16 protein-coding genes (1 of these 16 only partly in view) are annotated in these 26,195 nt (G+C 66.4%); all 16 read right to left on the bottom strand.

The window, feature by feature from the left end:
• Positions 1–7 precede the first annotated feature (7 nt).
• Positions 8–451, bottom strand: a complete 444-nt coding sequence (locus tag QW861_RS26605; RefSeq protein WP_315717442.1) for an SRPBCC family protein — start codon at positions 449–451, stop codon at positions 8–10.
• Between the two features lie 4 nt (positions 452–455).
• Positions 456–893 carry an SRPBCC family protein gene (locus QW861_RS26600; protein WP_315717441.1) on the bottom strand — a complete coding sequence of 146 codons (438 nt, stop codon included), beginning with the start codon at positions 891–893 and terminating at the stop codon, positions 456–458.
• 6 nt (positions 894–899) lie between these two features.
• Positions 900–3,797 carry a flotillin family protein gene (locus tag QW861_RS26595; protein ID WP_316193689.1) on the bottom strand — a complete coding sequence of 966 codons (2,898 nt, stop codon included), beginning with the start codon at positions 3,795–3,797 and terminating at the stop codon, positions 900–902.
• Between the two features lie 76 nt (positions 3,798–3,873).
• A complete protein-coding gene (locus QW861_RS26590; protein ID WP_315717439.1) occupies positions 3,874–4,719 on the bottom strand; it encodes a phosphoenolpyruvate hydrolase family protein in 846 nt (281 codons plus the stop codon).
• A 5-nt stretch (positions 4,720–4,724) separates the two neighbouring features.
• Positions 4,725–6,944, bottom strand: a complete 2,220-nt coding sequence (locus QW861_RS26585) for an ABC transporter permease (protein ID WP_316193688.1) — start codon at positions 6,942–6,944, stop codon at positions 4,725–4,727.
• A complete protein-coding gene (locus tag QW861_RS26580; RefSeq protein ID WP_315717437.1) occupies positions 6,937–7,719 on the bottom strand; it encodes an ABC transporter ATP-binding protein in 783 nt (260 codons plus the stop codon). Before QW861_RS26580 ends, QW861_RS26585 begins: the two co-directional genes overlap by 8 nt.
• Positions 7,712–8,800, bottom strand: a complete 1,089-nt coding sequence (locus QW861_RS26575; protein WP_316193687.1) for a branched-chain amino acid ABC transporter permease — start codon at positions 8,798–8,800, stop codon at positions 7,712–7,714. The genes QW861_RS26580 and QW861_RS26575 overlap by 8 nt, the downstream gene beginning before the upstream one ends.
• A gap of 1 nt (position 8,801) precedes the next feature.
• Positions 8,802–9,812: a branched-chain amino acid ABC transporter permease gene (locus QW861_RS26570; protein WP_315752526.1), complete on the bottom strand. Its 1,011-nt coding sequence runs from the start codon at positions 9,810–9,812 to the stop codon at positions 8,802–8,804.
• A gap of 199 nt (positions 9,813–10,011) precedes the next feature.
• Positions 10,012–10,836, bottom strand: a complete 825-nt coding sequence (locus tag QW861_RS26565; protein WP_315752525.1) for an AraC family transcriptional regulator — start codon at positions 10,834–10,836, stop codon at positions 10,012–10,014.
• A gap of 119 nt (positions 10,837–10,955) precedes the next feature.
• Positions 10,956–12,206 carry an ABC transporter substrate-binding protein gene (locus QW861_RS26560; protein WP_315752524.1) on the bottom strand — a complete coding sequence of 417 codons (1,251 nt, stop codon included), beginning with the start codon at positions 12,204–12,206 and terminating at the stop codon, positions 10,956–10,958.
• Between the two features lie 314 nt (positions 12,207–12,520).
• The gene (locus QW861_RS26555; protein WP_315752523.1) at positions 12,521–12,874 is read right to left on the bottom strand and encodes a hypothetical protein; all 354 of its coding nucleotides are present in this window, start codon (positions 12,872–12,874) and stop codon (positions 12,521–12,523) included.
• A gap of 197 nt (positions 12,875–13,071) precedes the next feature.
• Positions 13,072–14,403 carry a lysine N(6)-hydroxylase/L-ornithine N(5)-oxygenase family protein gene (locus tag QW861_RS26550; protein ID WP_315752522.1) on the bottom strand — a complete coding sequence of 444 codons (1,332 nt, stop codon included), beginning with the start codon at positions 14,401–14,403 and terminating at the stop codon, positions 13,072–13,074.
• Between the two features lie 18 nt (positions 14,404–14,421).
• Positions 14,422–15,420 (bottom strand): GNAT family N-acetyltransferase, encoded by a 999-nt coding sequence (locus QW861_RS26545; RefSeq protein WP_316193685.1) that lies wholly within the window; start codon positions 15,418–15,420, stop codon positions 14,422–14,424.
• A 196-nt stretch (positions 15,421–15,616) separates the two neighbouring features.
• Entirely contained in the window at positions 15,617–17,350 is a 1,734-nt protein-coding gene (locus QW861_RS26540; protein WP_316193684.1) for a cyclic peptide export ABC transporter, read from the bottom strand.
• Positions 17,347–18,330 carry an alpha/beta hydrolase gene (locus QW861_RS26535; RefSeq protein WP_316164880.1) on the bottom strand — a complete coding sequence of 328 codons (984 nt, stop codon included), beginning with the start codon at positions 18,328–18,330 and terminating at the stop codon, positions 17,347–17,349. The genes QW861_RS26540 and QW861_RS26535 overlap by 4 nt, the downstream gene beginning before the upstream one ends.
• 7 nt (positions 18,331–18,337) lie before the next feature.
• Positions 18,338–26,195, bottom strand: the final stretch of a protein-coding gene (locus tag QW861_RS26530; RefSeq protein WP_316193683.1) for a non-ribosomal peptide synthase/polyketide synthase. It continues 8,549 nt past the right edge of the window; the window shows 7,858 of its 16,407 coding nt (coding positions 8,550–16,407); the start codon falls outside the window, past its right edge; the stop codon is at positions 18,338–18,340.

Here is a 26,195-nt window from a genome sequence, read left to right as displayed (position 1 = left end):
CTCGTCCTCATGCCGCCTGCTTCAGATGCGATCGGATCGCCTCGAAGCCGGCCTGGTAGATGTCTTCTGCCACCATGCGCGACAGCGCCTCGGCCAGCTCGGGCCGCGTCGTGAAGCGGCTCTCCCAGTGCCAGAAGGTGCGATCACCATCGGTGACCGGCAGCAGCCGGACATGGGCGACGTAGTTGAACAGCTGGACCGGCGTATCGAGCAGACAGTAGCTGAAGCTCTGCTCGAGATCGGACAGCGCCAGCAACTGCTCGCGCAGCTCGGAGCCGTCCTTCAGACGAAAGCGCCTGACACAGCCGATCTTGTCGGACGTCTGCGAACGCTCGATCGCAGAGGTCGCCACCGCCGGGTGCCAGCGATCATGACCGTTGAAGTCGCGCAGCACCTCCCACACGGCCTCGGTCGGCGCATCGATGATGGTGCTCTTGACCACGTGCGGCACGGCGTCAGCCCCCGAACGCGCGCTTAAGCGCATCGAAGCCGCCCTGGAACACGCCGCCGCCGATCGAAGCCACCAGATCAGCCTCGCGCTCCGGCGCGCAGTCGAACTCGGCGGTCCACTCCAGAAACGTCTTGTCGCCGTCCGTGACCGGTGTCAGCCTGAGGGTCGCGACGTAGTTCGATACGCCCATCGGCGATTCCAGGATCGAGTAGGTGCAGAACATGTCGTAGTCCGACAGGCCGAGCAGCTTCTCGCGAATGCGGTCGCCGTTGCGAAGCCGGAAATCCCTGACGCAGCCGATCTTGTCGGCGGGCTCGCCGCCCTCGATCCGGCTTTCGGCGATCGCCGGATGCCAGTTCGGCAGGCCGTTGAAGTCGCGGACGCGCGCCCACACCCGATCGTTGCGGGCACTCACGACGGTGGAGACGTAAACCCTCGCCATCTCGCATCAACCCTTCTTGCGCGGACCGCGATCGGTCGGCGGCTCGGACGGGCTGCCCTCGCCCGATCCGGCGCCGCCGCCTGTCTCCTTGCGCGCTGAGGTTTCTTTCCGGATGCCCTGCATGTCCCGGGCCTCGCGGATCAGGCCCGGCATCTTGGCAAGGCTGCCGCCCTCGACGCCGATATCGGAGAGGATCGAGTCGATCAGCGGCGCCTGGACGCGGTAGCGCAGCGCGGAATCGATCACCTCGTCGGTCGCGCTGCGGCCGCCATTGCCGTTGCCGCCATTTCCGTTCAAGCCGTCGACCTGCAGGATGCGGATGCCCTCGATCTTCTCCATCGGCTTGACGCTCTCGCGCACGATGCCCTCGATGCGGTCGAGCAGCTTGCGCCGGAACAGCGAGTAGCGTGCCTGGTCGGTCAGGACGTTCTCGGCCTCGTTGAGCAGCTTCTGCGCCTCCGCTTCGACCGCGGCACGAACCCGCTCGGCCTCTGCGGCGATCCGCGTCTCCTCGGCCTGCTTCTCGGCCAGCAGCACCTCGACCGTCTTACGGCGGCGGGCAATCTCGCTCTCGCGCGCCGTGACGACTTTCTCCGCCGCTTCCGTTGCACGCGAGCGCGCCTCTTCGGCCGCGACCTTGGCCGCGGATTCCTCCAGCGATTTTTGATACAGCGCGATGGCCTTCTCCATCAGCGCCGTCTCGACGTCCTTCTCGCGGTTCACTTCGAGCTTGCGCAGCTCGCGCTCGCGGCCGATGCGGGCCTCGTCGAGACCACGATCCGAGGCGATGCGGGCGCGTTCGACCTCCTCACGGGCCGCGATCTCGGCCTCCTGCAGCGACTGGACGCGCGCGACCTCGAGCTGCTCGATCGCCCGGCGACGCTCCAACCGGACGGCCTCCAGCGCCTGCTCGCGCGAGACATCGGCGGTCTCGACCTGCCTGCGCGCGACGATCTCGGCTTCCTTGACCTGGCGATCCGCATCGATGCGCTCGGCTCGCTTGGCGGCGAGCTCGATGACGCGGGTTTCGTCGGCGAGCTCGATCGCCTTCTTCTGGTCGATGTTGAGCACCTCGCGCGTCCGCGACGAGGCAATGCGCTCGGCCTCCAGCGCCAGCTCGACTTCGATGCGACGCCGCTCGACCGCCTCCCGACGCTTGAGATCGGCGGCCTCGACGGCCTCCGTGCGCTCGATCTCCAGGCTGCGCGTCTCCTTCTCCGACTGGATCCGCTTGGCTGTTACAGCCAGCTCCTGGGCGATGCGGGCCGCTTCGATCGCCTCGCGCGAGGCGATGTCGGCCTCCTCGATGGTCCTGACGCGCGCGATCTCCAGCGCACGCACCCGCTCCTCCTGCGCGATACGGCTGGCCTCCGTCGCCTCGCGCGCGGCGATGCCGGCGATCTCGATGCCCTGGTTGCGCTCGATCTCCAGCCTGCGCGTGGCGTGCTCGGCGGCGATCCGTTCCGCAGACAATGCCTGCTCGCGCGCGATCCGGGCGGCCTCGACCGCTTTCTGCGCCTCGATCTCAGCCTCCTGGATGTTGCGCACTTGGGCAATCTCGGTGGCGCGGGTGCGCTCGTCGGAGCTGATGCGCTCCAGATTGACGATCATGGTCTGCGCGATGCGCGCCTTCTCTGTCGCCTCGCGCGCGGCGATCTCCGCCTGCTCGATCGCGCGGGTGCGTTCGATCTCGCGGCGGCGTGTCTCCTCGTCATTGGCGATGCGCGCATCGGAGACGACGCGGTCCTGCTGAATCCTGGCCTTCTCCACCGCCTCGCGCGCGGCGATCTCGGCTTCCTCGATGGTGCGGGTCCGCTCGATATCGCGTTGGCGCACCTCGCGCTCAGATTCGATGCGCGCGGCGTCGATCGCGCGCTGGTTGGCGATCCGCGCCTTCTCGATGTCCTCGCGCGCCAGCAGCTCCCTCTCTTCGACGGCACGCGTCCGCTCGATCTCGCGCTGCCGCGTGTCGCGCTCGGCCGCGATTCGGGCCTCGGCAATCGTCAGCTCGTTGGCGATGCGCGCCTTCTCGATCGTCTCGCGCGCCTGGATCTGCGCCTGCTCGGCCTCGGTCTCGCGCAGCGCCCGTTCGCGCGCGACTTCGGTCCGCTGCAGCGCACGGCGCATCTCGATGTCGCGCTCCTGCTCCAGCCGCGCCGTCTCGCTCTCGCGCTCGATTTCGAGCGCCTCGCGCTCGGCTTCGAGGTTGCGGGTGCGGATCTTGATCATCGAGTCCTGCTCGATGTCGTTGCGCAGCTTGCGCTTGCTCTCGATGTCCTCCATCAGCCGCGTCAGGCCCTCGGCATCGAACCGGTTCGACGGATTGAAGAATTCGAGATCTGTCTGGTCCAAATCGGTGATCGCCACCGATTCCAGCTCCAGGCCGTTCTGGGCCAGCGCCTCGGCCGCGGCCGCCTTGAGACGGGACACGTAGTCACCGCGCTGCTCGTGCATCTGCTCCATGGTCATTTCAGCGGCAACCGAGCGCATGGCCGAGATGAACTTGCCGGACAGCAGCGCATGCAGCCGCTCCGGCTCGAGGGTGCGACGGCCGAGCGTCGCCGCCGCGATCGACACCGCCTCGCGCGTCGGCTGGACACGAACGTAGAAGTCGGCCTCGACGTCGACCCGCATGCGGTCGCGCGTGATGACGGCGTCCTGCCGCGCGCGCGTGATACCCATCGGCAGCACGTTCATGTTCACCGGCGTATAGTCGTGAATGAAGGGCAGCACGAAGGCGCCGCCATTGATCACGACGCGCTCCCCGAGGAAGCCCGTGCGGACGAAGGACACCTCCTTCGAGGAGCGGTGATACAGCCAGTTGACGATGTAGACCGCGACCACGATGACGATGATCGCAATGATCAGCCAAAGAATCAGCTCACCGATCAGAGCCCCGGACATCTCATTTCTCCCTCAGTCTCTCGTCCGGCGAATGCGGCGCCTCAGCGCCGCTGCTGCCGGATCTCGTGTTGTCGCCTCAGACGCGGCGTGGCCGCGCGCTGATTGCCTTGAAATGTCGTACCTGCTCCGTCAGTGCGCGCTCCACCGGCAGCCGCTCCATCGAGGAGGCGCCGTAGAAGCCATGGCAGTTCTTGGTGTGCTTCATGATGAAGTCGGCGTCGGACGGCTCCGCGATCGGGCCGCCATGCGCCAGAACTAGAATCTCGGGGTTGACACTGAGCGCGGCCGAGGCCCAGCTGTCGATCAGGCCGGGACAGTCTTCGAGCTTGGGCGCGGTCTGCGCGCCGATCGAGCCGCCGGTTGTCAGACCGAGATGGCAGACGATGATGTCCGCACCCGCGATCGCCATGCCCGCGGCCTGGGCTTCATTGAAGACGTAAGGCGTCGTCAGCAGGTCCTTGTCATGCGCGCGCCCGATCATGTCGATCTCCAGCGCGTAGGAAATGCCCGTCTCCTCGAGATTGGCGCGGAAAGTGCCGTCGATCAGGCCGACGGTCGGGAAGTTCTGCACACCGGAGAAGCCGAGCGCCTTCAGCTCATCGAGGAACACATCCATGTCGCGGAACGGGTCGGTGCCGTTGACGCCCGCGAGCACCGGGGTCGACTTCACCACCGGCAGCACCTCGCTGGCCATCTCGACCACGATGGCATTGGCGTCGCCATAGGCCATCAGTCCGGCGAGCGAGCCGCGGCCGGCCATGCGATAACGGCCGGAATTGTAGATCACGATCAGGTCGATGCCGCCGGCCTCCTCGCATTTGGCCGACAGGCCGGTGCCGGCGCCGCCGCCGATGATCGGCACGCCACGGCGCACCATGTCGCGAAACTTCTTCAGCAGCGGTGCGCGCTCATATCTCGGCATGACCATCACCTCGCCTGTCTGCGCCGCGCCGGCAGCCGCCCGAGCATCGGCCGGATGGCGCCGACGACCACTGCTGCGAACTCATTGTCGTTGATGTGATGCGGCACGCGGATCAGGCGCCGGCTCGAGGTCTGCCGTACGGTCTGCTCGAGACTGCGGAACAGCGCCTCATCCGCCTCGCGATCGAAGAACGGCTGCCCGGGCGCATCGAGCGCGGAGACGCCCTTTTCCGGCAGGAGAAACCGGACCGATCCATCCATGCGATTGAGCCGCTCGCCGATCCAGCGCCCCATCTGCGCGTTCTCCGCGGCCGTCGTCCGCATCAGCGTGACCTGCGGATTGTGCACGTGGAATTTGCGGCCGCGGTAGCGCTCGGGAATGGTCTCGGGCGCGCCGAAATTCACCATGTCGAGCGCGCCGACCGAGCCGACATAGGGCACGCGGCTGCGGATGATCGCGCCGAAGCGATCCTCGGTTGCCGGAAACACACCGCCCATCAGCAGGTCGCAGACCTCGGTCGTGGTGAGATCGATCACGCCGGCGAGCATGCCGGAATCGACCAGCTTCTCCATCGAACGGCCGCCGACGCCGGTGGCGTGGAAGACGAGGCACTCGTAGTCATCGCGCAGCTCGGCCGTGAGCTTCTGCACCGCCGGCGTGGTCACGCCGAACATGGTGATGCCGATCGCGGGACGTTGCGGTCGGGTGCTGTCAGCGACAGCGGACTGCCGCTCGCGGGCCATCACCATGCCGGCTAGCGCATGCGCGCCATTGCTCAGCACCGCGCGCGAAATCGAATTGAGACCCTGAACGTCGGTGACCGAGTACATCATCGCGATGTCGGCCGGCCCGACATAGGCGCCGACGTCACCGGATGCGACAGAGGAGATGATCAGCTTGGGCACACCGACGGGGAGCTCGCGCATGCCCGGCGCGACCAGCGACGTTCCGCCGGAGCCGCCCGCCGAGATGATACCTGCGACATTGTCCTGCCGGCGCAGCCAGCGCCCGAACGCATCCGCCATCGCGGTGACGGATGCGCCGCGATCGGCACCGAACACGGCGGGACCGCCGCGCGGATGATTGAGTGCGATCTCCTGGGCCGAGACGTCGCAGCTCGTATGGCGTCCGCTGGTGGAGACGTCGACCAGCCGGGTGCGCAGCCCGTGGCTCGCGACGAGATCGCGGATGAAGCGCAGTTCGTCACCCTTGGTGTCGAGCGTGCCGGCGACGATCACCGCGGGCGGACCTGACGTGATCGGCGCGGCGCGCTCACGGCCCTGGCGCGCGGCCTCGTCAAGTCGGCTGACGCTGGTGGAGAGCGTGCGCGCCTTGGCCTCGATCTGCGCGATCGGCACCGGCTGCGACCAGCGCGTCGGCAGCACGGGATTAGAGACGTAAACCTTTACGGGCGCAGCTTTCGGCGTCGTTGATGCCGCCGCACGTGCGGCGGGCCTCTCCTGAACTTCGCCCGTCCCGAGATCGGTCTCGTCGCCGGCATGCTGGCCGACACCGAGCAGGCGCTGCTGCAGTTCGCGGTCGGCGGCGAGCCGGGCCGAGTCGATGATACGGTTGATGCGGCCATTGACCATGATCGCGACGCGGGACGAGATCGCGGTCGCAACGCCGATGTTCTGCTCGATCACGAGCACCGCCATGTCGCCGTCCTGGCTGAGCCGGATCAGCATCTCCTCGACCTGGGCGACGATGACCGGCGCCAAGCCCTCTGTCGGCTCATCCATGATCAGGAGCTGCGGATTGGTCAGCAGCGCGCGCGAGATCGCCAGCATCTGCTGCTCGCCGCCCGACAACTGGCCGCCGCCATTGTTGCGGCGCTCGGCGAGCCGCGGAAATGTTTCGTAGACGCGCTCGACGGTCCAGGCGCCGCGGCGCAGGCCGGCGGCGAGTCGCAGATGCTCGTCGACGCTGAGCGAGCGCCACAGACGCCGCCCCTGCGGCACATAGCCGACGCCGAGCCGCGCGATGCGCGCCGGATTGAGCCCGGTGATATCATTGCCGCGCAGACGCACCGTGCCGGCGGACGGCCGCAGCAGGCCCATGATGGCCTTGCACAGCGTCGTCTTGCCCATGCCGTTGCGGCCGACCAGCGAGAAGACGCCGCTGTCGAGCCGGAGATCGACGCCCTGCAGCGCATGCGAATGGCCGTAGTACACGTCGAGGCCGCGGACCTCGAGCGCAGGCGCGGAGCGGCGGACGTCATTCATGGCCGCCTCCGAGATAGAGCTCCTGCACCTCCGGATCGGATTCGATCTCCTGCGGTGCGCCTTCCTTGAAGATGCGGCCGTTGTGCATCATCGTCACGCTCTCGACGACGCGCAGCGCCACGTCCATGTCGTGCTCGATGATGATGTAACCGATGTGCGGCGGCAGCGACGTCAGGATCTCGACCAGCTCGCGCCGCTCGGTCGGCGACAGACCCGCCGCCGGCTCGTCGAACAGGATGAATCGGGGCGCGCCGGCCAGCGCCAGCGCGATCTCGAGCTGCCGCTGCTGGCCATGGGCGAGCTCCGAAACCAGTTGATCACGCACGGACGTCAGATGCACGGCCTCGATCAGGCGCTCGGCCGCCTGCATCAGGGCGTCATTGGCGCTGGGACGCAGCATCGAGAAGCGCGCTCGCGAGACGCCACGGCATGCCAGATAGACATTGTCGCGCACCGACAGGCCGAGGAACAGCGCCGAGATCTGGTAGGTGCGGCGCAGCCCGCGGCGGATCCGCTCGTAGGGCGGAAAGGCGGTGATGTCCTCGCCGAAGAAGCGGATCGTGCCTGAGGTCGGCAGGAAGTCGCCGGTCACGCAGTTGAACAGGGTGGTCTTGCCGGCGCCGTTCGAGCCGAGCACCGCGCGCCGCTCGCCGGGCCGCACCGTGATCGTGATGTCGGTCAGCGCGGCGAGCGCACCGAACATCCGCGTGACACCGCGCAATTCGAGGGCTGCAGTCGAGCCGAGCGCCGAGAGCCGGTCAGCGACCCTATCCATGGCCGTGACCTCCGGGGCGCGACCTCGGCTCCGATGCCCCGCTGCGACGGCGCCACCGCTCATAGAGCCCGATGACGCCGTCGGAGGACCAGAACACGATAGCGAGAAAGCCGAGCCCGATCAGCAGCCGGAACCGGTTGCCGTCGAGCCCGACCTTCACCAGGAAGTCGAGCGCGAAGGTGCGCAGGATGACGAAGATGAAGGCGCCGATATAGGGCCCAACCGGCCGGGTAATGCCGCCGACGACGGCGACGATGAGAATGTCGATGCAGCGCTCGACCGCGACAGATCCGGGCGAGATCTGCCGATAGTTCCAGACCTGCAGCACGCCACCCATGCCGGCGATCAGGGCCGCGAACGCATAGGCGGCGATGCGATGTGCATTGACGTTGAAGCCGAGCGCGGCCATGCGTCTGGGATTGTCGCGCACACCCTGCAGCGCCAGGCCGAACGGCGCGCGCGACAGATAGAGCACAGCGAAATAGCCCAGTGCGGCCACCGCCAGCGTCAGGTAATAGAACGCGACGTCCATGCGCCAATCGACGCCGAGAAAATGCGGCGTGGCGATCGTGTTGATGCCGGTGTGGCCGTTGAATATCGCCCAGTTCTGATTGGTGAAATAATAGAACGCCGCGCCGATCGCGAGCGTGATCATGATGGTGTAGATGCCCTCGGTGCGTACCGCCAGCGCGCCGCCCAGCGTGCCGAACAGCACCGCGAGCACCAGGGCCATCGGCGTCGCCAACCACCACGGCCATCCGAGGCTGATATTGGCGTTGCCGCTGACGCCGAACACGGCGACCATGTAGCCGGCAAAGCCCGCGATCGTCAGCTGCATCAGGCTGACCATGCCGCCATAGCCGGCGAGGAACATCAGGCTCAACGCGATGGTGCCGAGGATCAGGGTCGTGCCGAAGATCTCGATCAGGAAGAAGCCGTTGGCGATCAGCGGCATGATCAGCAGCAGCGCGGAGACCGCCCAGGCCCAGGGCTGCTCGGTGGCCGACCATGCGGCCGGCTGCCGTGCGGCGCCGCCTGCCAGCATGCTCTCCCGCGCACGTGCCTCCTGGATCAGCGACATCTCATCGCCTCGCCAGGAGGCCCTGGGGCCGCAGCGCGAGCACCAGCACCATGATCAGGAAGGTCACGACGATCGCATAGGTCGGGATGTAGACCGAGCCGAGCTGCTCGGCGAGCCCAATGATCAGCGCGCCGAGCGCGGCTCCCGGGATCGATCCCATGCCGCCGACGATGACGACGACCAGCGAGGCCAGCAAAAAGCGCGTGTCCTCGCCGGGTGAGATCGACTGGAAGGTTCCGCCGACCACGCCGGCAATGCCGGCCAGCCCCGCGCCCAGTGCGAACACCAGCACGAAGACGAGCTGAATCTGCACACCGGTCGCCGCCAGGATCTCGCGATCATCCACGCCGGCGCGCACGATCATGCCGACGCGGGTGCGGTTGAGCGCGAGCCACATCGCGACGCCGATCACGACGGAGCCGCAGAAGATCACCAGCCGCACCAGCGGATACTGCAGGAACACAGCCTCGCCCGACGATTTCATCGCCGTCATCAGCGGCAGCTGTACCGGCCCGATCAGCCAGGCTGGCGTCTGGATCTGATAGAAGTCGCCGCCGAACGCCCACAGCATCAGATCGGCGAACACGATCGAGAGGCCGATCGTCACCATGGTCTGGCGCAGGTCCTGGCCCTCCATGCGACGAAAGACGAGCAGCTGCAGGAGAACGCCGATGGCCGCGACGAGGATGAAGGCGGCGACGAAGGCGAGGATCCATGACCCGGTCGCGGCGGACACGCCGTAGCCCACATAGCCGCCGAGCAGATAGAGCGAGCCGTGCGCAAGGTTGACGTTTCGCATCAAGCCGAAGATCAACGTGAACCCGCTCGCGACCAGGAAATACAGTCCGCCCAGCGTGATGCCATTGAACACCGCACTCAGGAACACCTTCTTGCGGCCGATCGCCTCCTCGAGCCCCGGCGGCCAGACGGCGAAGATCAGCCACGCCAGCAGCGCCAAGGCGAGAAGAACAATGAGGGACCAGATCGGGTGACGCTCGATGAAGCGGCTCATCAGCCCGCCCTCACGACAAGAGGGACGGATCCGTCGTCACAGCGGAAAGGTGCATTCAGCCGAAGATCGCCGGGTCTGCCGGCCATCGCTCGTCCTCCCTCGTCGGATCCTTTTGCGGATCACGTTGCCCAGAGTGTAGCGGCAGACGAGAGTGCGCACTTGATCGACAGTCTCTTTTCGCGCGACGCGCAGCAGCACGTCAGGCGCGCAGCACCTTTGCAGCGCGGCGATAGTCGGTCGGCGCCATGCCGACATTGCCGGCGAAGAAGCGCGTGAAGCCGCTCTGGGAGGTGAATCCGAGATCGAAGCCGATGTCGGCAATCGGTGCTTCCGTTGCCACGACGGCATCGAGCGCCCGCTCCATCAGCAGCGTATTCAGATAGAGATTGGGCGTCACTCCGGTCTGGCTGCGGAACAGCCGATAGAAATGCGGCCGCGATAGTCCGGATTCGCGGGCGATGTGATCGAGCTCGATCTCGGCGCACGGACTGTCCGACATCAGCTTGATGCACTTGCGAACACGAAAATCCGTCACTTCCGCGCATGGCCGCTCGGGCATCTGCTCCGAAACGCGCCAGCTTTCCTCGTAGCAACTGTCGATCAGCTGCCGCAGCTCGCCGTCGAGGCAACCGAGCGATGGCGCGCCACATACCAACGCTGCGGCGCGGCGAATGCAGCGGTCGAGCGCGGCGGTCCGCCGGAAGCAGGTACGACCAAACCGCAGGCCCTGCTCGCGCGCGGCCGACGGCATGAACCACTCCGCATTGACGTAGAGCACGAAGAAGATGGCGCCGTTGCCGACATCGTTCGGCAGGAAGTTGTGCGGTTCCCACGGATTGACCGCGACGATCCAGTTCTCGCCGATCTGATAATGCTGATCGCAGACGTCAATATCGGCCGGCGTGCCGCCAACGTGAAAGATCAGATGTCCCTCTCGATGGGCATGCACATTGAATGGCCGATTGAGCTGATAAACCGTCGCACGGCCGAAGCGAGCATGAAAGACGGCGAGCGCCCTACTCATCACTTCCTCACCGAAATGGTTCTTATTGTTCGTCAGCGTCGATCATTGCTTGGCAGAACGCAAGGGACGCGACGACGCGGCCCGAGCCCGCTCGAGCCGCGTCGCCCTCTGCAGAAAGGTCAGTACTTCTTACATTCAGGCACGGTGCGGCTCGGCAGGCCGATCTTGGCGAAGGTGGCGGCATCATATCCCAGCGTCTGGTTGACGTCGGGAATCACCTTCACCACCTTGCTGAACAGCGCGCCCTTGCCGTCGTCGACGACCTCGGTGACGAAGTTGGTGCCGATGGCCTGGCGGTTGGCGTCGAGCTTGATCTTGCCGTTGGGGGCATCGATCTCGATCTTCGCCAGCGCCGCCTTGAGCTTGGCCTGGTTGTTCGACAGATCGCCATTGACCTCGCGCAGCGCCAGGATCAACGCCATGGTCGAGCCATAGTAGTTGGTGGCAAGCAGCGACGGGCTCGGGAAGCGCTTCTCCGGCGGGAACGAGTCCTGATAGGCCTTCACGAACTTCTGCCAGCGCGGATCCTCCCAGGTATCGGCCTGACCCGACGCCGCAATCGTACCGATCAGGGCGTTCTTGGCATTTCCCTTGGACGACAGGATGGTCTGGTCGATCATGATCGAGCCGCCCATCAGGTGCGCCTTGCCGCCGGCCTGCTGATACTGGTTGAGGAAGTTGACGGCATCGGCGCCGCCGAGACCGAGATAGATCGCATCGACATCATCGGGCAGCGCCGCAATCACCGACGCGAAATCCTTGGTGCCGAGCGGGACCCATTGCCGGCTGGTGATCTTGCCGCCCAGGCCGCAGAACTCCAGCGCCAGGCCGAACACCTGGGTGTAGATGAAGGAATAGTCTTCGCCGACGGTCGCGATCTTGCGATAGCCCTTGGTCTCGTAGGCATATTTGCCGAGGCCGACCTGCCATTGGGCGCCGTCCATGTTGAAGCGGAAGAAGTTCGGCGCGGGATCGACATAGGTCGTCTCCTGCGCACCGGACGCCGCGTTCACGAAGGTCAGCTCAGGGTGCGTCTTGGCGAAGTTCTTGACGGCGATGCCCTCGTCGCCCGACAGCGGCGACAGCAGGATCTGTACCTTGTCCTGCTCGATCAGCTTGCGCACGGCACGGACGGCCGAGTCCGGCGTGGCGTCGGTCGACGCGACGACGAATTCCAGCTCCTTGTCGCCGACCTTCTTGCCGAGCACGTTCAACGCGGTGACATGTCCGCGCATCCCGTCCTCACCGAGCACGGTATAGGTGCCCTCCAGCGTCGCCGTGACGCCGACCTTGATCTTTTCCTGCGCGAATGCCGTGCCGGACAGCAAAAGCGCCGTGAACACGGCGATACCTACACTTCGCATGTGCATCGAACTCCTCCCTTGTCGCCCATTGCCGGGGCACACGAGCGTGTGCCGGCCACTGTTTTTCTGGCCATGTTGGCAGCGGACCTTCCCGGCGCCTCGCGTCATCTCTGACGAGCGACGGTCAGTCCCCATCGACCGCGGAGGCTACCGGATGAGCCGAGCGCGCGTGCAACCCGCCTGGCCTCGACCTTGACGACGAGTCTCATTTTCCATGATGCGACGCGATAAGGGCGTGATGCATTCCGCGTGCGTCGCGGTCCCGTCAGGCCCCGGTAGGCGTGGTCGGCGACCTCGCCCCGCTGCAGAGCCCGAGCAACTCAACTGCCTCGGCCCGGCTCCCTCGGATTCGTCTTGGCGTTCAGTCGTCGCGATCGTACCGTCACCCGGGAGCGACGGATGCGCCGCTTCCGGAATTCCAACCCGCACATGACGATATCGATGCTTTCATTCGGGCGCCGAACGCGGCGCCCGTGGAACGCGAGCCATTTCTCGACCTGCCGCACGACCACGCGGCCGAGGTCCAGCCGCCGCACCAGCTCTTCACGCGTATGCAGCGAGGCGATGTCGACGATGTAGTCGAGCCGCTCCGACATGGTCCGGCCGACGAGCCGCGCGTATTCACTCGATACCAGCAAGGTTACGACCCGCTCAGGCAGATGCGGCTCACCCATTTCCAATCCTGCACTCCACCGTGCCCGCCGGCCGACCCGAAAGGTCGGCAATCCGGCAAATGCAGGCACGGCGCCCCCCGATCACAATTCGACCGAGACACGCCAGGGACGGCCCGGTCGCCGCGACGATACCCTTTCGCCTCATTCCACGACGCCGCGCGCGGCGCGCTCATCGTCGCTCTGCACTCGACTTTCCATCACGAGTACACGCGCTCCGCCCGGTCGTGAGACGCCGCTGCATCCTGCTCTCTCGCCGTTGTCGACACGAGCGACTTCGTGATCTCTTGAGCCCGCATCGGCAGCACCGAGAGCAGCGTGTCGCTCAGGCCGTGCGAGGTTTCGGCACAGCCTTGGACATAGACTTGTGGACAAAACGCCGGGCTCGTCTGCAGACGATAGTCGCGATCGAGCGACGCCGACTCGATGTAGCGGCTGATCGGATCGAGACACGCCGGGACCGGAGATCGCTCGTAGCCGGTGGCGAGCACGACGGCATCGTACACTGCCCGGCGGCGGACCTCCTCGTCCTTGTTGACGAACTCGAGCTCTATCCCCTCCGGGACGGCATGAGCTGCGACGATCTCGCTACGCGGATGGAGCGTCAGCTTCCGAGCCCCGGCGACACGCTGTTGGTACGTCATCCGGTAGAGCTGATCGAGCAGGTCGGGGTCGACCACCGCATAATTGGTATTGCGGAAGCTGCGGACGATTTTCTCGCGCTGGCTGTCGGACCGCGAATGGAAATAATCGGTGTAGTCCGGGTTGAAGATCTCGTTCACGAACGGGCTGCTATCGGCCGGCTTGAGGGCGTGCCCGCGGAAGACCAGATCGATGTGGGCGTCGGGAACCCGTTCGCTGAGATCGAGCGTGACTTCAGCCGCACTTTGCCCGCCGCCGACGACCGCCACCCGCGGCGACCGGCCGTTCGATCCTGTCGCGAGCGACGAGCCGAGATAGCCGCTGGTGTGCACGACCCGCGGATCCATCGCGACCGCTCGAAATACCGACGGGATATGCGGCACGCCGCCGACGGCGGCCACGAGGTGCCGCGTGACGCGTGACCGTTCTTTCCCGTCAACCATGCGCGTGAGCACGCGAAGCGCGGTGACGGACTGGCCGGCGTGCACGGGCTCGACAGCCTCGACCGTCTCTCCATACGCAACCATGCCGCTGAACTGACCGGCGGCCCAACGGAGGTAGTCGTTGAACTCGATCCGGCTCGGATAGAACGTCTTGCAGTTGGTGAAGTCGAGCAGCCGCCCGGATTTGTGCAGGTAGTTGACGAAGGTGAACGGACTGGTCGGATCGCGAAGCGATACGAGGTCCTTGAGGAAGGATATCTGCATGTTGCTGCCGGGCAGCAGCATGCCGCCATGCCACTTGAAGTCCTGCTGCTTCTCCAGGAAAAGGGACCGGCATTTCAAGCGCTGCTGTCTCGCGCAATCGTCGAGCGCGATCGCCAGTGCGAGGTTCGATGGCCCGAAGCCAATGCCGACGACATCATAGTCAGGGGCAGGATGATACGACATGGTGATGCTCCGTCCGCGCTAGGCTTCTGTGGGTGCTTCATTGGTCGCCGGCTGCCACAGCCGGTCGCCGAAGAAGCGCTCGCGCAGCAACATGACCAGGGTTGCCCGCTTGTGTGGGAAATCGAAGTTCTTGAGCCGGGCAAACCCAGCCAGATCCAGGTTGCGCAGCTGCTGCGAATGCGCCGCCGCCGGCTCGCCGACGATACGCTCGGTGCGGCAATCGTCGAGGAACATGTAGTGCATGAGCGAGGGAAGCCAGGCCGTGATGAAGCGGCGGCCCCGGAAGCCGTCCTCGCCAACGATCACGTGCCAGCCGCGATCATAGTCCGCCGCATCGTAGAACGGCGCGATGCGATTTTCCTTCGCCCAATAGAGCTCGAAATAGCCGAACGGCTGATCACCGAAGGAGCCGATCAGCGGCACCATGTGCGGGTCCGACATGATCCGCGACAGATACTGTCGGTGCTTGTCGATGTTCCCCGCTTCGTTCCAGAACGAGTCCACCCGCGGATCGTTGAGCCAGCGGTGGACCAGCGGGAGATCGTGAGCGATGTCGACGACGCGAAAACTGACGACGTCGGACAGCCAGGGGATGAAGCGGGCGTAGACGGTGCCGACCGGCTTGGGCGGCCGCCGCGGATGGCGCCTGCCGTCGGTCATCGCGTAGGACAGTGGAAACGCCGGGCTTGCGGCGTCCGTCAGCCAGTTATCGCGAAGCTGCATCACCATGTCCGGATACAACGCCAGCCTGCCGTCGGTCACGACCGCAACGCCGTGTTTCGCCAAGGCCGATGCTGCTGCCGGGTTGTCGTCAAGCGTGATGACGAGCCTCTCGAGCGACGGCGCCCAGCCGAAGACCGCTTCGGCCATTGCCACCACTCCGCGCGACACCCGGCGCCAATCATCGATCCCGTCGTGCACGATCAGACGCGTCAGTTCGCCATCCGGCCGAAGCGACAGCAATGGCGCGCCGTCCGCGATCACCCGGAGCCCGTCATCGTCGCGAACGACCGACATTGTCGCATCGGTTGCGACAGGGAATGTCCGGACACTACCCCTAACGCTCGCAGTCGCGCTCATGCGAACTCCTTCCCTCTCATTGATCTGCACGGGCGCCATCTCTGTCCACTCCCGCTCAGGATGTAGATCGGCCGGCATGAAGAAGACAACAAAGTCTGTAGCGCTGCCTTTAGATTAACTACAGAGATGCCGCTCACGGATTCGATGCTCCAAGCGACGGAGCGGGCTCCTGCATAACGGTCGTGAGCGTGCGTTGCCTTTGTGCCGGCTCGCGGCGTTCAGCGGCGTCGCTGGCGTCAATCCGACCGTCGCGCAGGCGCACGATCCGATCGGCGCAGTGGAAGTAGCGATCGTCGTGTGAGATCACGATGATCGTCTTGCCCAGACGTTTGAGGTCGGCGAGCAGCTCGGTGTAGAAGATTTGACGGAACGCCGGGTCCTGGTCGGCCGCCCATTCGTCGAACACCAGCACCGGCCGTCCCTCGATCCAGGCATTGATCAGGGCGAGCCGCTTGCGCTGGCCCGTCGACAGGTCGGTGGTGGAGAATGCGCCGCCATCGATCGAAACCTTGTGGGCGAGCTCGAGACGGTCGAGATAGCGCTGCGCGAGCTCCGGCCGCTGACTGCTCTGCTGCGCCAAGGTGTCGAACAGGAAATAGTCCGAGAATATTGTGGTGAAGAGCTGCCGATAATCGTCGCGGGTCTCGTTGACGACCGGGCTGCCGTCGCGCAGCAGCACGCCGCGGTCGGGCACATAGAGTCCAAGCAGCAGCTTGATCAGCGTCGTCTTGCCGCTGCCGTTTTCACCGACGATGAAGACGATCTCGCCGCGGCGAATGCGAAGGTCGATCGGTCCGATGGTGAAGGGGCGTTCGGACGACGACGCCGGGAAGGCGTAGGAGACGCCGCGCAGTTCGATCGATTCGATCTGGTCGGCGGTTCGATCCTGCGGATCATCGAGCAGTTCCGCCTCTGCGGCGGTGAAACGGTCCGACAGCTCGGCGATCCGGCGCATCGCGACCTGCGCGCGGCCGAGCGACGGCAGCATGCCAATCAACTGGTCGATCGGTCCGCGCATGAACAGCAGCACCAGAACGAAGCCGCTGGACACCGAGGCCGGGCTGTCGGGCCACAGCAGTGGACGCAGCACCAGAGCGGTCCCGATCACCAGGAACAGGAGAACCGTCCCGAGCGCACGCGCCGTCACGAGCAGATTGATGGCCTTGATCTGCACGTTGCCGATCCGGTCGACCGTCCGCCCGATCAGATCGACATGGACGTGGCGCCGGCGCGGGCGATGCAGGCGCAACTCCTTGGCGCCTTCGGAGATCGCGCGGTAATGCTTCTGCAGGTCGTCTTCGTATTGGCGCGCGAGAGTGAAGCCCATCATTCCGCGCTTGCGGGCGAGATAATGGACGAACGACCCGAGCGCGATCAAGGCTGCCGTGACCAGGAACAGCGGCCACGATAGCACCGCCAAGTAGATCAGGCAGCCGGCGACGATGACGCCCGACACCAGGAAGGCCGGAAAGAAGAACGCGAAATCGCTGATGGCGTCGACATCCTTGGTCAGGACCGGGATGAGGCGGTGCGACCGATAGGATTCGAGCTGGTCGATCGGCGCCATCAGGATCTTGGCGGCCAGCGACTTGCGCAACGAGGCCACGATCCGCTGGCCGACGACATTCGCGCTGATGTCAGAGCCGACCGACCCGATCACGATCAGAATGCAGAGACCCGCGAACGAGGCGACGAGGCCACCGACGTCGCCTGCCCCTGCGTAGAGGCCGCGGTTCGCCACGGCGAGCAGGCCCGCAACGCTGGCGCCGCCGAGGAGACCGAGCAGAATGGCTGCGGCGAGCAGCAGCCAATAGGGCCGCAGCAGGCTTCCGACGCTGGCAACGCCTGGATTGGATGGCGTCATCATGGATTGCCGGCTCCCATTCGCGTGGCGAAGACAGCGGCGAGCTTGGCGCCGATGTCGGCGCGGGCGTGCAAAGCGTCCGGAACCACGTTGCCCATGCGCAGGAACTCGTGGATCATGCCGGGATAGACCTTCAGATCCACGGCGGCGCCGGCCGCGCGCAAGCGTGCGGCATAGGCCCTTCCCTCGTCCGCCAGCGGATCGAACTCGGGGAGCACGATCAGCGCGGGCGCGACGCGCGTGAGATCGGACGCGGCCAGCGGCGCAAATCGCCAGTCGTGGCGATCGGCGTCATGGCGGAGATAGTGGTCGAAGAACCAGTCCACGGTCTCGCGCTCAAGCAGATAACCCGAACCGTATTTCTCGTAGGAGTCCGAGACCTGCTGCGGGCTGAGCCCGGGATAGGCGAGGACCTGAAGGACAGGCTGCGGTAAGGCCCGGTCGTCGCGCGCGGCGATCGCCAGCGCCGCGGCCAGCGTGCCCCCCGCACTGTCGCCGCCGATCGCGACCCGCCGCGGGTCGAGGCCAAGTGCAGGCCCCTCGCGCCCGATCCAGGCGAGGGCATCGACGCAGTCCTCGAATGCCGTCGGAAACCGGTGCTCCGGCGCCAGCCGGTAGGCGATCGACAGCACTGCCGCGCCGCTGTCATCGGCAAGGCCCCGGCACAACGGCTGGTGCGAGTCGAGGCTGCCGACGACGAAGCCGCCGCCATGCATGTAGAGCAGCACGGGCATCGGATCGGCGACGTCCAACGGCCGCGCTGCATAGAGGCGCCCGGCGATCTCCGTCGCGTCGCGCATCGGCAGCGCAAGCTGCCTCTCGAAGGCGAGCGGCGGCGGATCGACATCCAGCAGCGGCGAGGAGGCGTCGAAATCGGCACGCGCCTGCGCTGGCGTCAGTTGCGGAAACGGAATGCGCGCGCCCGATTCCGTTCCGAGCTGGATCATCTCGAGCAGTGCCGCGATATCAGGATGAAGGCCCATGGTCACCTCATTCAGCCGGTTCCGGCTGCAGAGCCGGTGATGTCTGCGCCGCCTGGTCCGGCTCCAGCCACACGCCGAGCGCCGCCAGGAAGGATTCGTTGCCAAGGATCGAGAAGTGGTCGTCGCCGACCACGCCCAAATCTGCCGCCTGCGGCAGTCCCGCCGCGAGCCGATCGCGCTGTCGAAGCCGGCCGGAGGTCCACCAGCAGCCGGGCGCTGCAACGAGATCGGCCGGCCATTCGGCCGCCCGAGCCAGTTGCGCGAGGTGGCGCCCGACCCTGAAGGCCGAGACGATGTCGTCGACGCCGAGAAGACCGTCGCGCGGCTGCAGCGGCGCCGTGCCGATTGCATCGACGACCAGGCGCCGGATCACCTCGTCCGTCACCGGCGCATCGCAGGAACGAATCGCCGTCACCTGCGACGCAATGGCTGAAGGCTGCACGCCCGGCGCCGCGACCGGCAGCAGCGTCAGCAAGTCGTCGGTCCAATGCCGCCCGGGCGACGGCTGCTCGTCACCATGCGGAACGAAGCTGTCGATCAGCGCCAGGCGCTCGACCCGCTCGCCGCGCCGCTCAAGTTCGGCAGCAACCAGGCACGCGACCAGTCCGCCAAGCGACCAGCCAATCAGATGATAGGGTCCCTTGCTTTGCTTCCGCGCGATCTCATCGACATAGTCCACGGCCATTGCCGCCAGCGACTCGTCGGTGAAGGACGGTTCGATCAGCATCCGGCACTGCAGTCCGATCAGTTGCCTCCGTCCCTCCAGGCGCCGCGCCAGCGGCGCGTAGTCGAACACCGTGCCGAAGCCGCCGTGAAGACAGAACACCGGCGGCGTGCCATCGATCGGCGAACTCAAGGGCAGCAGCGCCGACGGCCGCATGGATGATGCTGCGGGCGTGCCGAGCAAGGCGCGAATGGTCGGCTTCTGGAGAAGATCCCGCAGCTTGATCTCGCCATCGAGGATCGGGGCACGGCGAAGGCGCGCGATCACATTGAGGCTCAGGATCGAGTTGCCGCCGAGCTCGAAGAAGTTGTCGGTGACGCCGACTTGCGCAACACCGAGGATCTCCGCCCACAGCTTCGCCATCGCGACCTCGGCGGGACTTTCCGGGGCGATGAACGCGCGCCCGGCTGCGATATCAGGCGCGGGCAACGCCTTGCGATCGACCTTGCCGCTCGACAGCGTCGGCAGACGCTCGAGCACGATGATGCGGGATGGAATCATGTAGGCCGGCAAAGTCCGGCGCAGCGCGGCAGTCAGCGTTGCAGACAGCCGCTCGGCCGCAGCCGCGGCGGCGTCGCCTGGCGCCCGTGGCGCCACATAGGCCACGAGCTGATTTCCTCCCGCACCCACCACGGCGAGCACGGCAGCCTGCGCGACCGCTAGGTCGCTCAGCAGAGCCGATTGGATTTCGCCAAGCTCGATCCGGAAGCCGCTGACCTTGACCTGATCGTCGCTGCGTCCGAGATATTCGATCGTGCCGCTCGCATCCCATCGCGCAAGGTCGCCGGTGCGGTAGAGGCGTGCGCCCTCGTCCGCCGAAAATGGATCCGGCACGAAGCGTTCCGCCGTCATGCCTGGCTTGGCGTGGTACCCGCGCGCGAGCCCGAACCCGCCGATGTAGAGCTCGCCGGCTGCGCCTGCCGGAACGAGATTCAGCGAGCCATCGAGGATGTAGGCGGTGCGGCGGCCGACGGGAATGCCGATCGGCGCATAGGCCTTGTCGCACGCCGTGTTGCCGTCGACCTTCCACACGAGCGGTGTCACGACGGTCTCGGTCGGACCATAGCCGTTGATCAGGATCTGCGGCTTCAGCGTCCGCCTGACCTTGTCGAAGCCGGCCTTGGGCATCGCCTCGCCGCCGAACGAATACAGCCTCACGGGCGGCGGATTGCCGGCCTGCTCCACCCACTCTGCGACCTGCTGCAGATAGGCCGGCGGCAGGCCGATATGCGTGATCCGCTGCGCATGAAGCTCAGCGACGGTCTGTTCGGGCGTCCACAGCTCCGCATCGCGCATGACCAGCCGAGCGCCCTGCGACAGCACCGTGAGCCACCGCTCATGCGCGCCGTCGAAGGCCAGCGACAGGAAATGCAGCTCGCTTGCGTGCTCGTCGAGCTCGTAGAGCGCAGCGGTCGCTCGGCAATGCATCGCCAGCGGTCCATGCGCGACGGCGACGCCTTTCGGCCGCCCGGTCGAGCCGGACGTGTAGATCACGTAAGCGAGACTCTCCGGATGCAGGCGTGGATCCGGCACATGGTTCGGACCGCTGGCGGAATCGAACGAGGCCAGATCGATCGCCTGGACGCCTTCGATAACGGAGATGTCACGCGCGCCGGACAGCAGCATCCTCATCCCGGAGTCGCGCATCACATGAGCGATGCGGTCCGGCGGCAGCTCGGGATCGAGCGGGACATAGGCTCCGCCGGCCTTCAGCACGGCAAGCAGCGCGGCCATCGTCGCTTCGTTGCGCTCGACGACGACGCCGACGCGCTGGTCGGGCCCGAGCCCGGCCTCGACGAGGTGGAGCGCGATCCGGTTGGCGCGACGATCGAGCTCACCGTAGGACAGGTTCCGGCCGCCGATCGTCAGGGCGACACGTTCCGGATCGCGCTGTGCATGATCGCGGATCATCTCGTGGACGAATGGACGCATCGCGGCAGACGCCGCCCGGCCATTGCAGGCATCTGCGCGCTGCACATCCTGAGCGGTGGACGCATCGATCGCGCCAAGCCTGGCTTCCGGACCTCGTAGCATGGCCGCGAGCAGATGTTCGAATTGCGCCCTCACCTGCTCCGCCTGTTCCGGCGTGAAGTGGCTCGGCATATATGTGAATTCGACCTGCAGCGTATCCTCGACCATGACGGACAGGTCCATCGGATAGTTCGTGACGTCGACGTTGCGCAGCTCGCCGAATTGAAGCGAGCCGTCACCCTGCAGCAGGCCTCGGTCGACGGGATAGTTCTCGAACACGATGATGCTGTCGAACATTGTCTCGCCGGCACGTCCGGCCCAGCTCTGGATGTCGTAGAGCGGCGTTTGCTCGAAGTTGCGCATCGCCGCGTTGCGGTCCTGCATGGCGCGCAGCCAGTCACCGATCGTTGCGGCCGGCGAAGGCGTCTCGATCACGGGCAGCGTATTGATGAACAGGCCGATCATCTGCTCGGCCCCGTCGAGACCAGCCGGACGGCCGGCGACGGTGACCCCAAATGTAACGGTCTGCTGGCCGGTGTAGCGTTGCAGCAGCAGCGCCCAGACGCCCTGGATGAGCGTGTTCAGGGTGATGCGCTCGTGCCGGGCGAACGCCTTCAATGCCGCGGTCGCATCCTTGTCGAGCCGGGTGTAGCAGCGCCGGTGTCCGTGCGCGTCGTAGCGCCGCGCGCCGAAGGCATCGGCCAGTTGCGTCGGCTGGTCGAAGGCCGTGAGTTGTCCTCGCCAGAAGCGCTCGGCGGCCTGCGCGTCCTGGGCCAGCAGCCAGGCAACATAATCGCGATAGTGCGCCGATTGAGAGACGAGCGCACGCCCGGCATAGCGCTGCAGGATTTCACCGATGAAGCGGGCCGAGCTCCAGCCATCCATCAGGATATGATGGTAGGTCCAGATCAGGCGATGACGATCGTGGTCGAGCTGCAACAAGCGGACACGCTGCAGTGGCGGCACCGCGAGATCGAACTCGGCATCACGCTCCGCGGCCAGCGCTGACGACAGCCGCGCCTCATCGACAGATTGCCCACACCAGTCTTCCGTTGCGAACGGCACGCTGGCCGCGCGATGGACGGCCTGCAGCGGTGCGCCGGACAGCTCGCGCCAGAGAAATCCGGTACGCAGCATCGGATGACAGGCAGAGACCTCCTGCCACGCGGTGCGCAGCCGCTCGACGTCCAGCCCGCGGATCTCGACGCTGACTTGGTTGACATAGACGCCACTTCCGGCATCGCGCAGGCTATGGAACAGCATGCCCTGCTGCATCGGCGAGAGCGGGTAGACGTCCTCGATGCGGTCCCAGTCGACACCGAGCTGCGCGAGCTCCTCGCTCGTCAGCCCGGACAATGCGCCGCGCGCGCGAGTGATCGCGGGCTGGTCTTTCCGCGCCGCCACGCAGGCCGGCGCGAGCAGCTCGATCGTCTGCAGCCGGAACACGTCTCTCGGCTCCAGCTCGAGACCAGCCCGGCGTGCGCGACTGACCATCTGCAGCGAGATGATGGAGTCGCCGCCGAGCTCGAAGAAATTGTCGGTGACGCCGACGTCCGGCTGGTGCAGCAGCTCGGCCCAGATCGCAGCAAGTGCGGCCTCGGTCGGATTGCGTGGCGCGACGCGCTGTCCCTGCCCAAGCCGCGTATCGGGCAACGGCAACGCCTTGCGATCGATCTTGCCGTTCGGTGTCAGCGGCAGCCGCGGCAGCACCATCACGCGCGACGGCACCATGTAGTCCGGCAGCGTTGACGCGAGAGTCGCGCGCAGCTCGGCTCCGTCGAGCGCATCGTCGCCGCTGACATAGCCGACGAGCTGCCGGCCGCCGCCGAGCTCCTGCGCCACCACGACGCTGTCGCGCACGCCGGTCTGCGTGCGCAGCCGCGCCTCGATCTCGCCGAGCTCGATGCGGTGGCCGCGGATCTTCACCTGATGGTCGGCACGGCCGACATAGTCGAGCAAACCGTCGGCGCGCCACCGCGCCAGATCGCCGGTGCGGTACAGCCGCGCACCGGGATCGCCGAATGGATCGGGAATGAAGCGCTCGGCGCTGAGCGCCGCTCGCCGCCAATAGCCGCGGGCCAGGCCCTCGCCGCCGATGAAGAGCTCGCCTGTCACGCCGACGGGGGCGGGGTTGAGATCGCCGTCGAGCACGTGCAGCGTGGTGCTGCCGATCGGGCCGCCGAGGACAGGTGCGGGATCGCGTGCGTCGAGCCGATGGCGCGCCGACCACACCGTGGTTTCGGTCGGCCCGAACAGGTTCCAGGCCTCGCCTCCGAGCGCGAGCAGCCGAAGCGCCAGGTCGGGCGCCAGCGCCTCGCCGCCGCTCAGCAAGCGGCAGCCTTGAGGCAGCCAGCCGCGCGCACCATCGTCATGATCGAGCAGCATGCGCCAGCTCGACGGCGTGGCCTGGATCATGGTCACGCCATGACGGGCGACGATCGCCTTCAATCTCGCCGGATCATGGGCCGAGGCGCGATCCGCCAGCACGATCCGCGCGCCATGAATGAGCGGTAGCCAGAGCTCAAGCACCGCGATGTCGAATGACAGCGAGGTCAAAGCGAGCACGCGGTCATCGCGCGCGATGCCCGGTTGCTCAGCCATCGTCGCCAGGAAATTCGTCACGGCGCCATGGCGCACCATCACGCCCTTGGGAAGGCCGGTGGAACCGGAGGTGTAGATGACGTAAGCCAGGTTGTCTGGATGGATGGCGACGTCGAGATTGCCGACGCCGACCGAATCTTCTCTAAACTCCTCGTCCAGCAGCCAGGCCTGGGCGTGGCCGTCCGCCAGCACAGGCGCGAGCTGGTCGTGGAGCGTCGCCTGCGTCAGCAGCAGCTTCGCGCCGCTGTCGGACAGCATGTGCGCGAGACGCTCGGCCGGATAGTCCGGATCGAGCGGCAGATAGGCTCCGCCCGCCTTGAGCACCGCGAGCAGCGCCACCATCATCGTGACACTGCGCTCCAGCGCCAGTCCCACCACCACATCGGGACCGACGCCGTGCTCCCTGAGCCTATGGCCCAGCCGGTTCGCGCGCGCATTCAGAGCGCCGTAGCTGATCGTCTCCTCATTGTGCACGAGCGCAATCGCATCGGGCGCGCGCCCTGCTTGGGCCTCGAACTGAGCGACGACACCCGGCGCTATCACGGCCCCGGCCGTTGCGTTGACCCGCGCCAGCAGCGCGATGTCCGCGGGATCATCAGCCGCAAGGCAGCCGACCGCCTGCTCGGCATCGCCAGTGATGGCCGCGAGCAGTTGCACGAACGCCTTGTGCAGCCGGCGAATCTGGGTCTCGTCGAAATGTTGCTGCTGGAAATTGAATACCAGCCGCAGCTCTGCTTCGAGACCGACGCTCACGAACAGCGGGTAGTTGCTCGTTTCGAGGATCCTCGTCCGGCCGACGCTCATGCGGCCGTCTCGGGTCTTCAAGGCCTCGTCCACCGGATAGTTCTCGAACACCAGGATGCTGTCGAACAGCGGACGCCCTGCCTGGCCCGCGATCCGCTGAATGTCGGCCAGCGGCATCCAGCCATGATCCCGCAAGGCGAGATTGCGATCCTGCAGGTCGCGCAGCCACGCACCGACCCGCCGCTGCGGATCCTCGGCATCGACCACGGGCAAGGTGTTGATGAACAGGCCGACCATCTCCTCGGCGCCAGCGAGCCCAGCGGGCCGGTCCGACACCGTCACGCCGAAGCAGACCGTATCCTGGCCGGTGAACCGACGGAGCAATTGCGCCCATGCCGCCTGCACCACCGTATTCAGCGTGACCCGTTCGCGGGTCGCGAAGCGTTGCAGCCGCTCGCTGAGATCGGCGTCCACCGCCATGGTGAGCGAGCCATGGCCGACGCGAGCGTCGACCGCAGGCCGCGACAGCAGGCTCGGCTCGTCGAGGCGGGCCAACGCCGCTCGCCAGAACTCGGCCGCAGCACCGTGGTCCTGCGCCTGCAGCCATGCGATGTAGTCGCGGTAGCGCGGCGGCTGTCCTTGCAGCGCCCCCTGCCCCTCGTGCTGCATCACCTCGGCGATGAATCGGGCCGAGCTCCAGCCGTCCATCAGAATGTGATGATGAGTCCAGATCAGCCAATGCCGGTCGTCGGCGATCCGGATCAGCCTCACGCGCTGCAGCGGCGGCCGCGAGAGATCGAAGCCGTCGGCGCGCTCGCGGTCTGCCGCCGCCATGAGCGCAGCATCCAAAGCGGCCGGAGCGAGCTGCGCCGCACGTTCCCGCCAATCCTCCGCGACGAAGGGAACGTCGGCATTGCGATGCACGACCTGCTGCGGTGGTCCCGGCAATTCGCGCCACAGGAAACCGGTGCGAAGCACGGTATGGCGTTTGCTGACCGCCTGCCACGCGGCTTGCAGCTTGCCGGCGTCGAGACCGCGGGTCTCGGCGGCAACCTGGTTGACGTAGACCCCGGTGCCGTCGTCGTGCAACGCGTGGAACAGCATGCCCTGCTGCATCGGCGACAGCGGATAGATGTCCTCGACCTCGCGCCAATCCAGCGCCAGCGCATCGAGCTCGGCCTGGCTCAGCTTCGACAACGGCACATCGGACGGCGTCACGCCATGGACGCCGCTCGTGCAGTGATCTACCAGCTCACGCAGCGCCGCCTCAAAACAGTCCGCCAGGCGCGCAATCGTTTCGCGGCGTTGACGCTTCCCGCTGAAGCCGAACGACAGCTCCAGACGACCGTCGAGCACCCTCGCATTGATCGCGATATGGTGGCGCAACGGGCTCGATGCGGCGCGCGACGGGCCGGCGCTCTCGGGCGCGATCGAGAACAGCGCCGTCTCGTCCGCGCTGCCATCGACCTGTCCGAGATAATTGAACCCGATGCGCGGCTGCACGCCCGTCGTCAGCGCCGCGCGCTGGGCATCAGAACCCAGGTAGCGCAGGACACCGTAGCCAAGTCCCCGGCTGGGGACGGACCGCAGCATCTCCTTGGTCGCCTTGATCAGCACCGCGGGCGGCTGCGATCCAGCCGCCAGTCGTACCGGGAACGCGGTCGTGAACCAGCCGATGGTTCGCGACAGGTCGAGCCCGCCGCCGAGATCCTCGCGGCCGTGACCCTCGAGTTCGATCGCCATGATCTCCCGGCCCGACCACAGCCACAGCGCACGCGCGAGCGCCGACAGCAGCAGATCATTGACCTGGGTTCTGTACGCCCCG

The organism is Bradyrhizobium sp. SZCCHNRI1029 (assembly GCF_032487555.1).
Lineage (GTDB): Bacteria > Pseudomonadota > Alphaproteobacteria > Rhizobiales > Xanthobacteraceae > Bradyrhizobium.
This window is presented reverse-complemented; position numbering and strand designations above follow the sequence as displayed.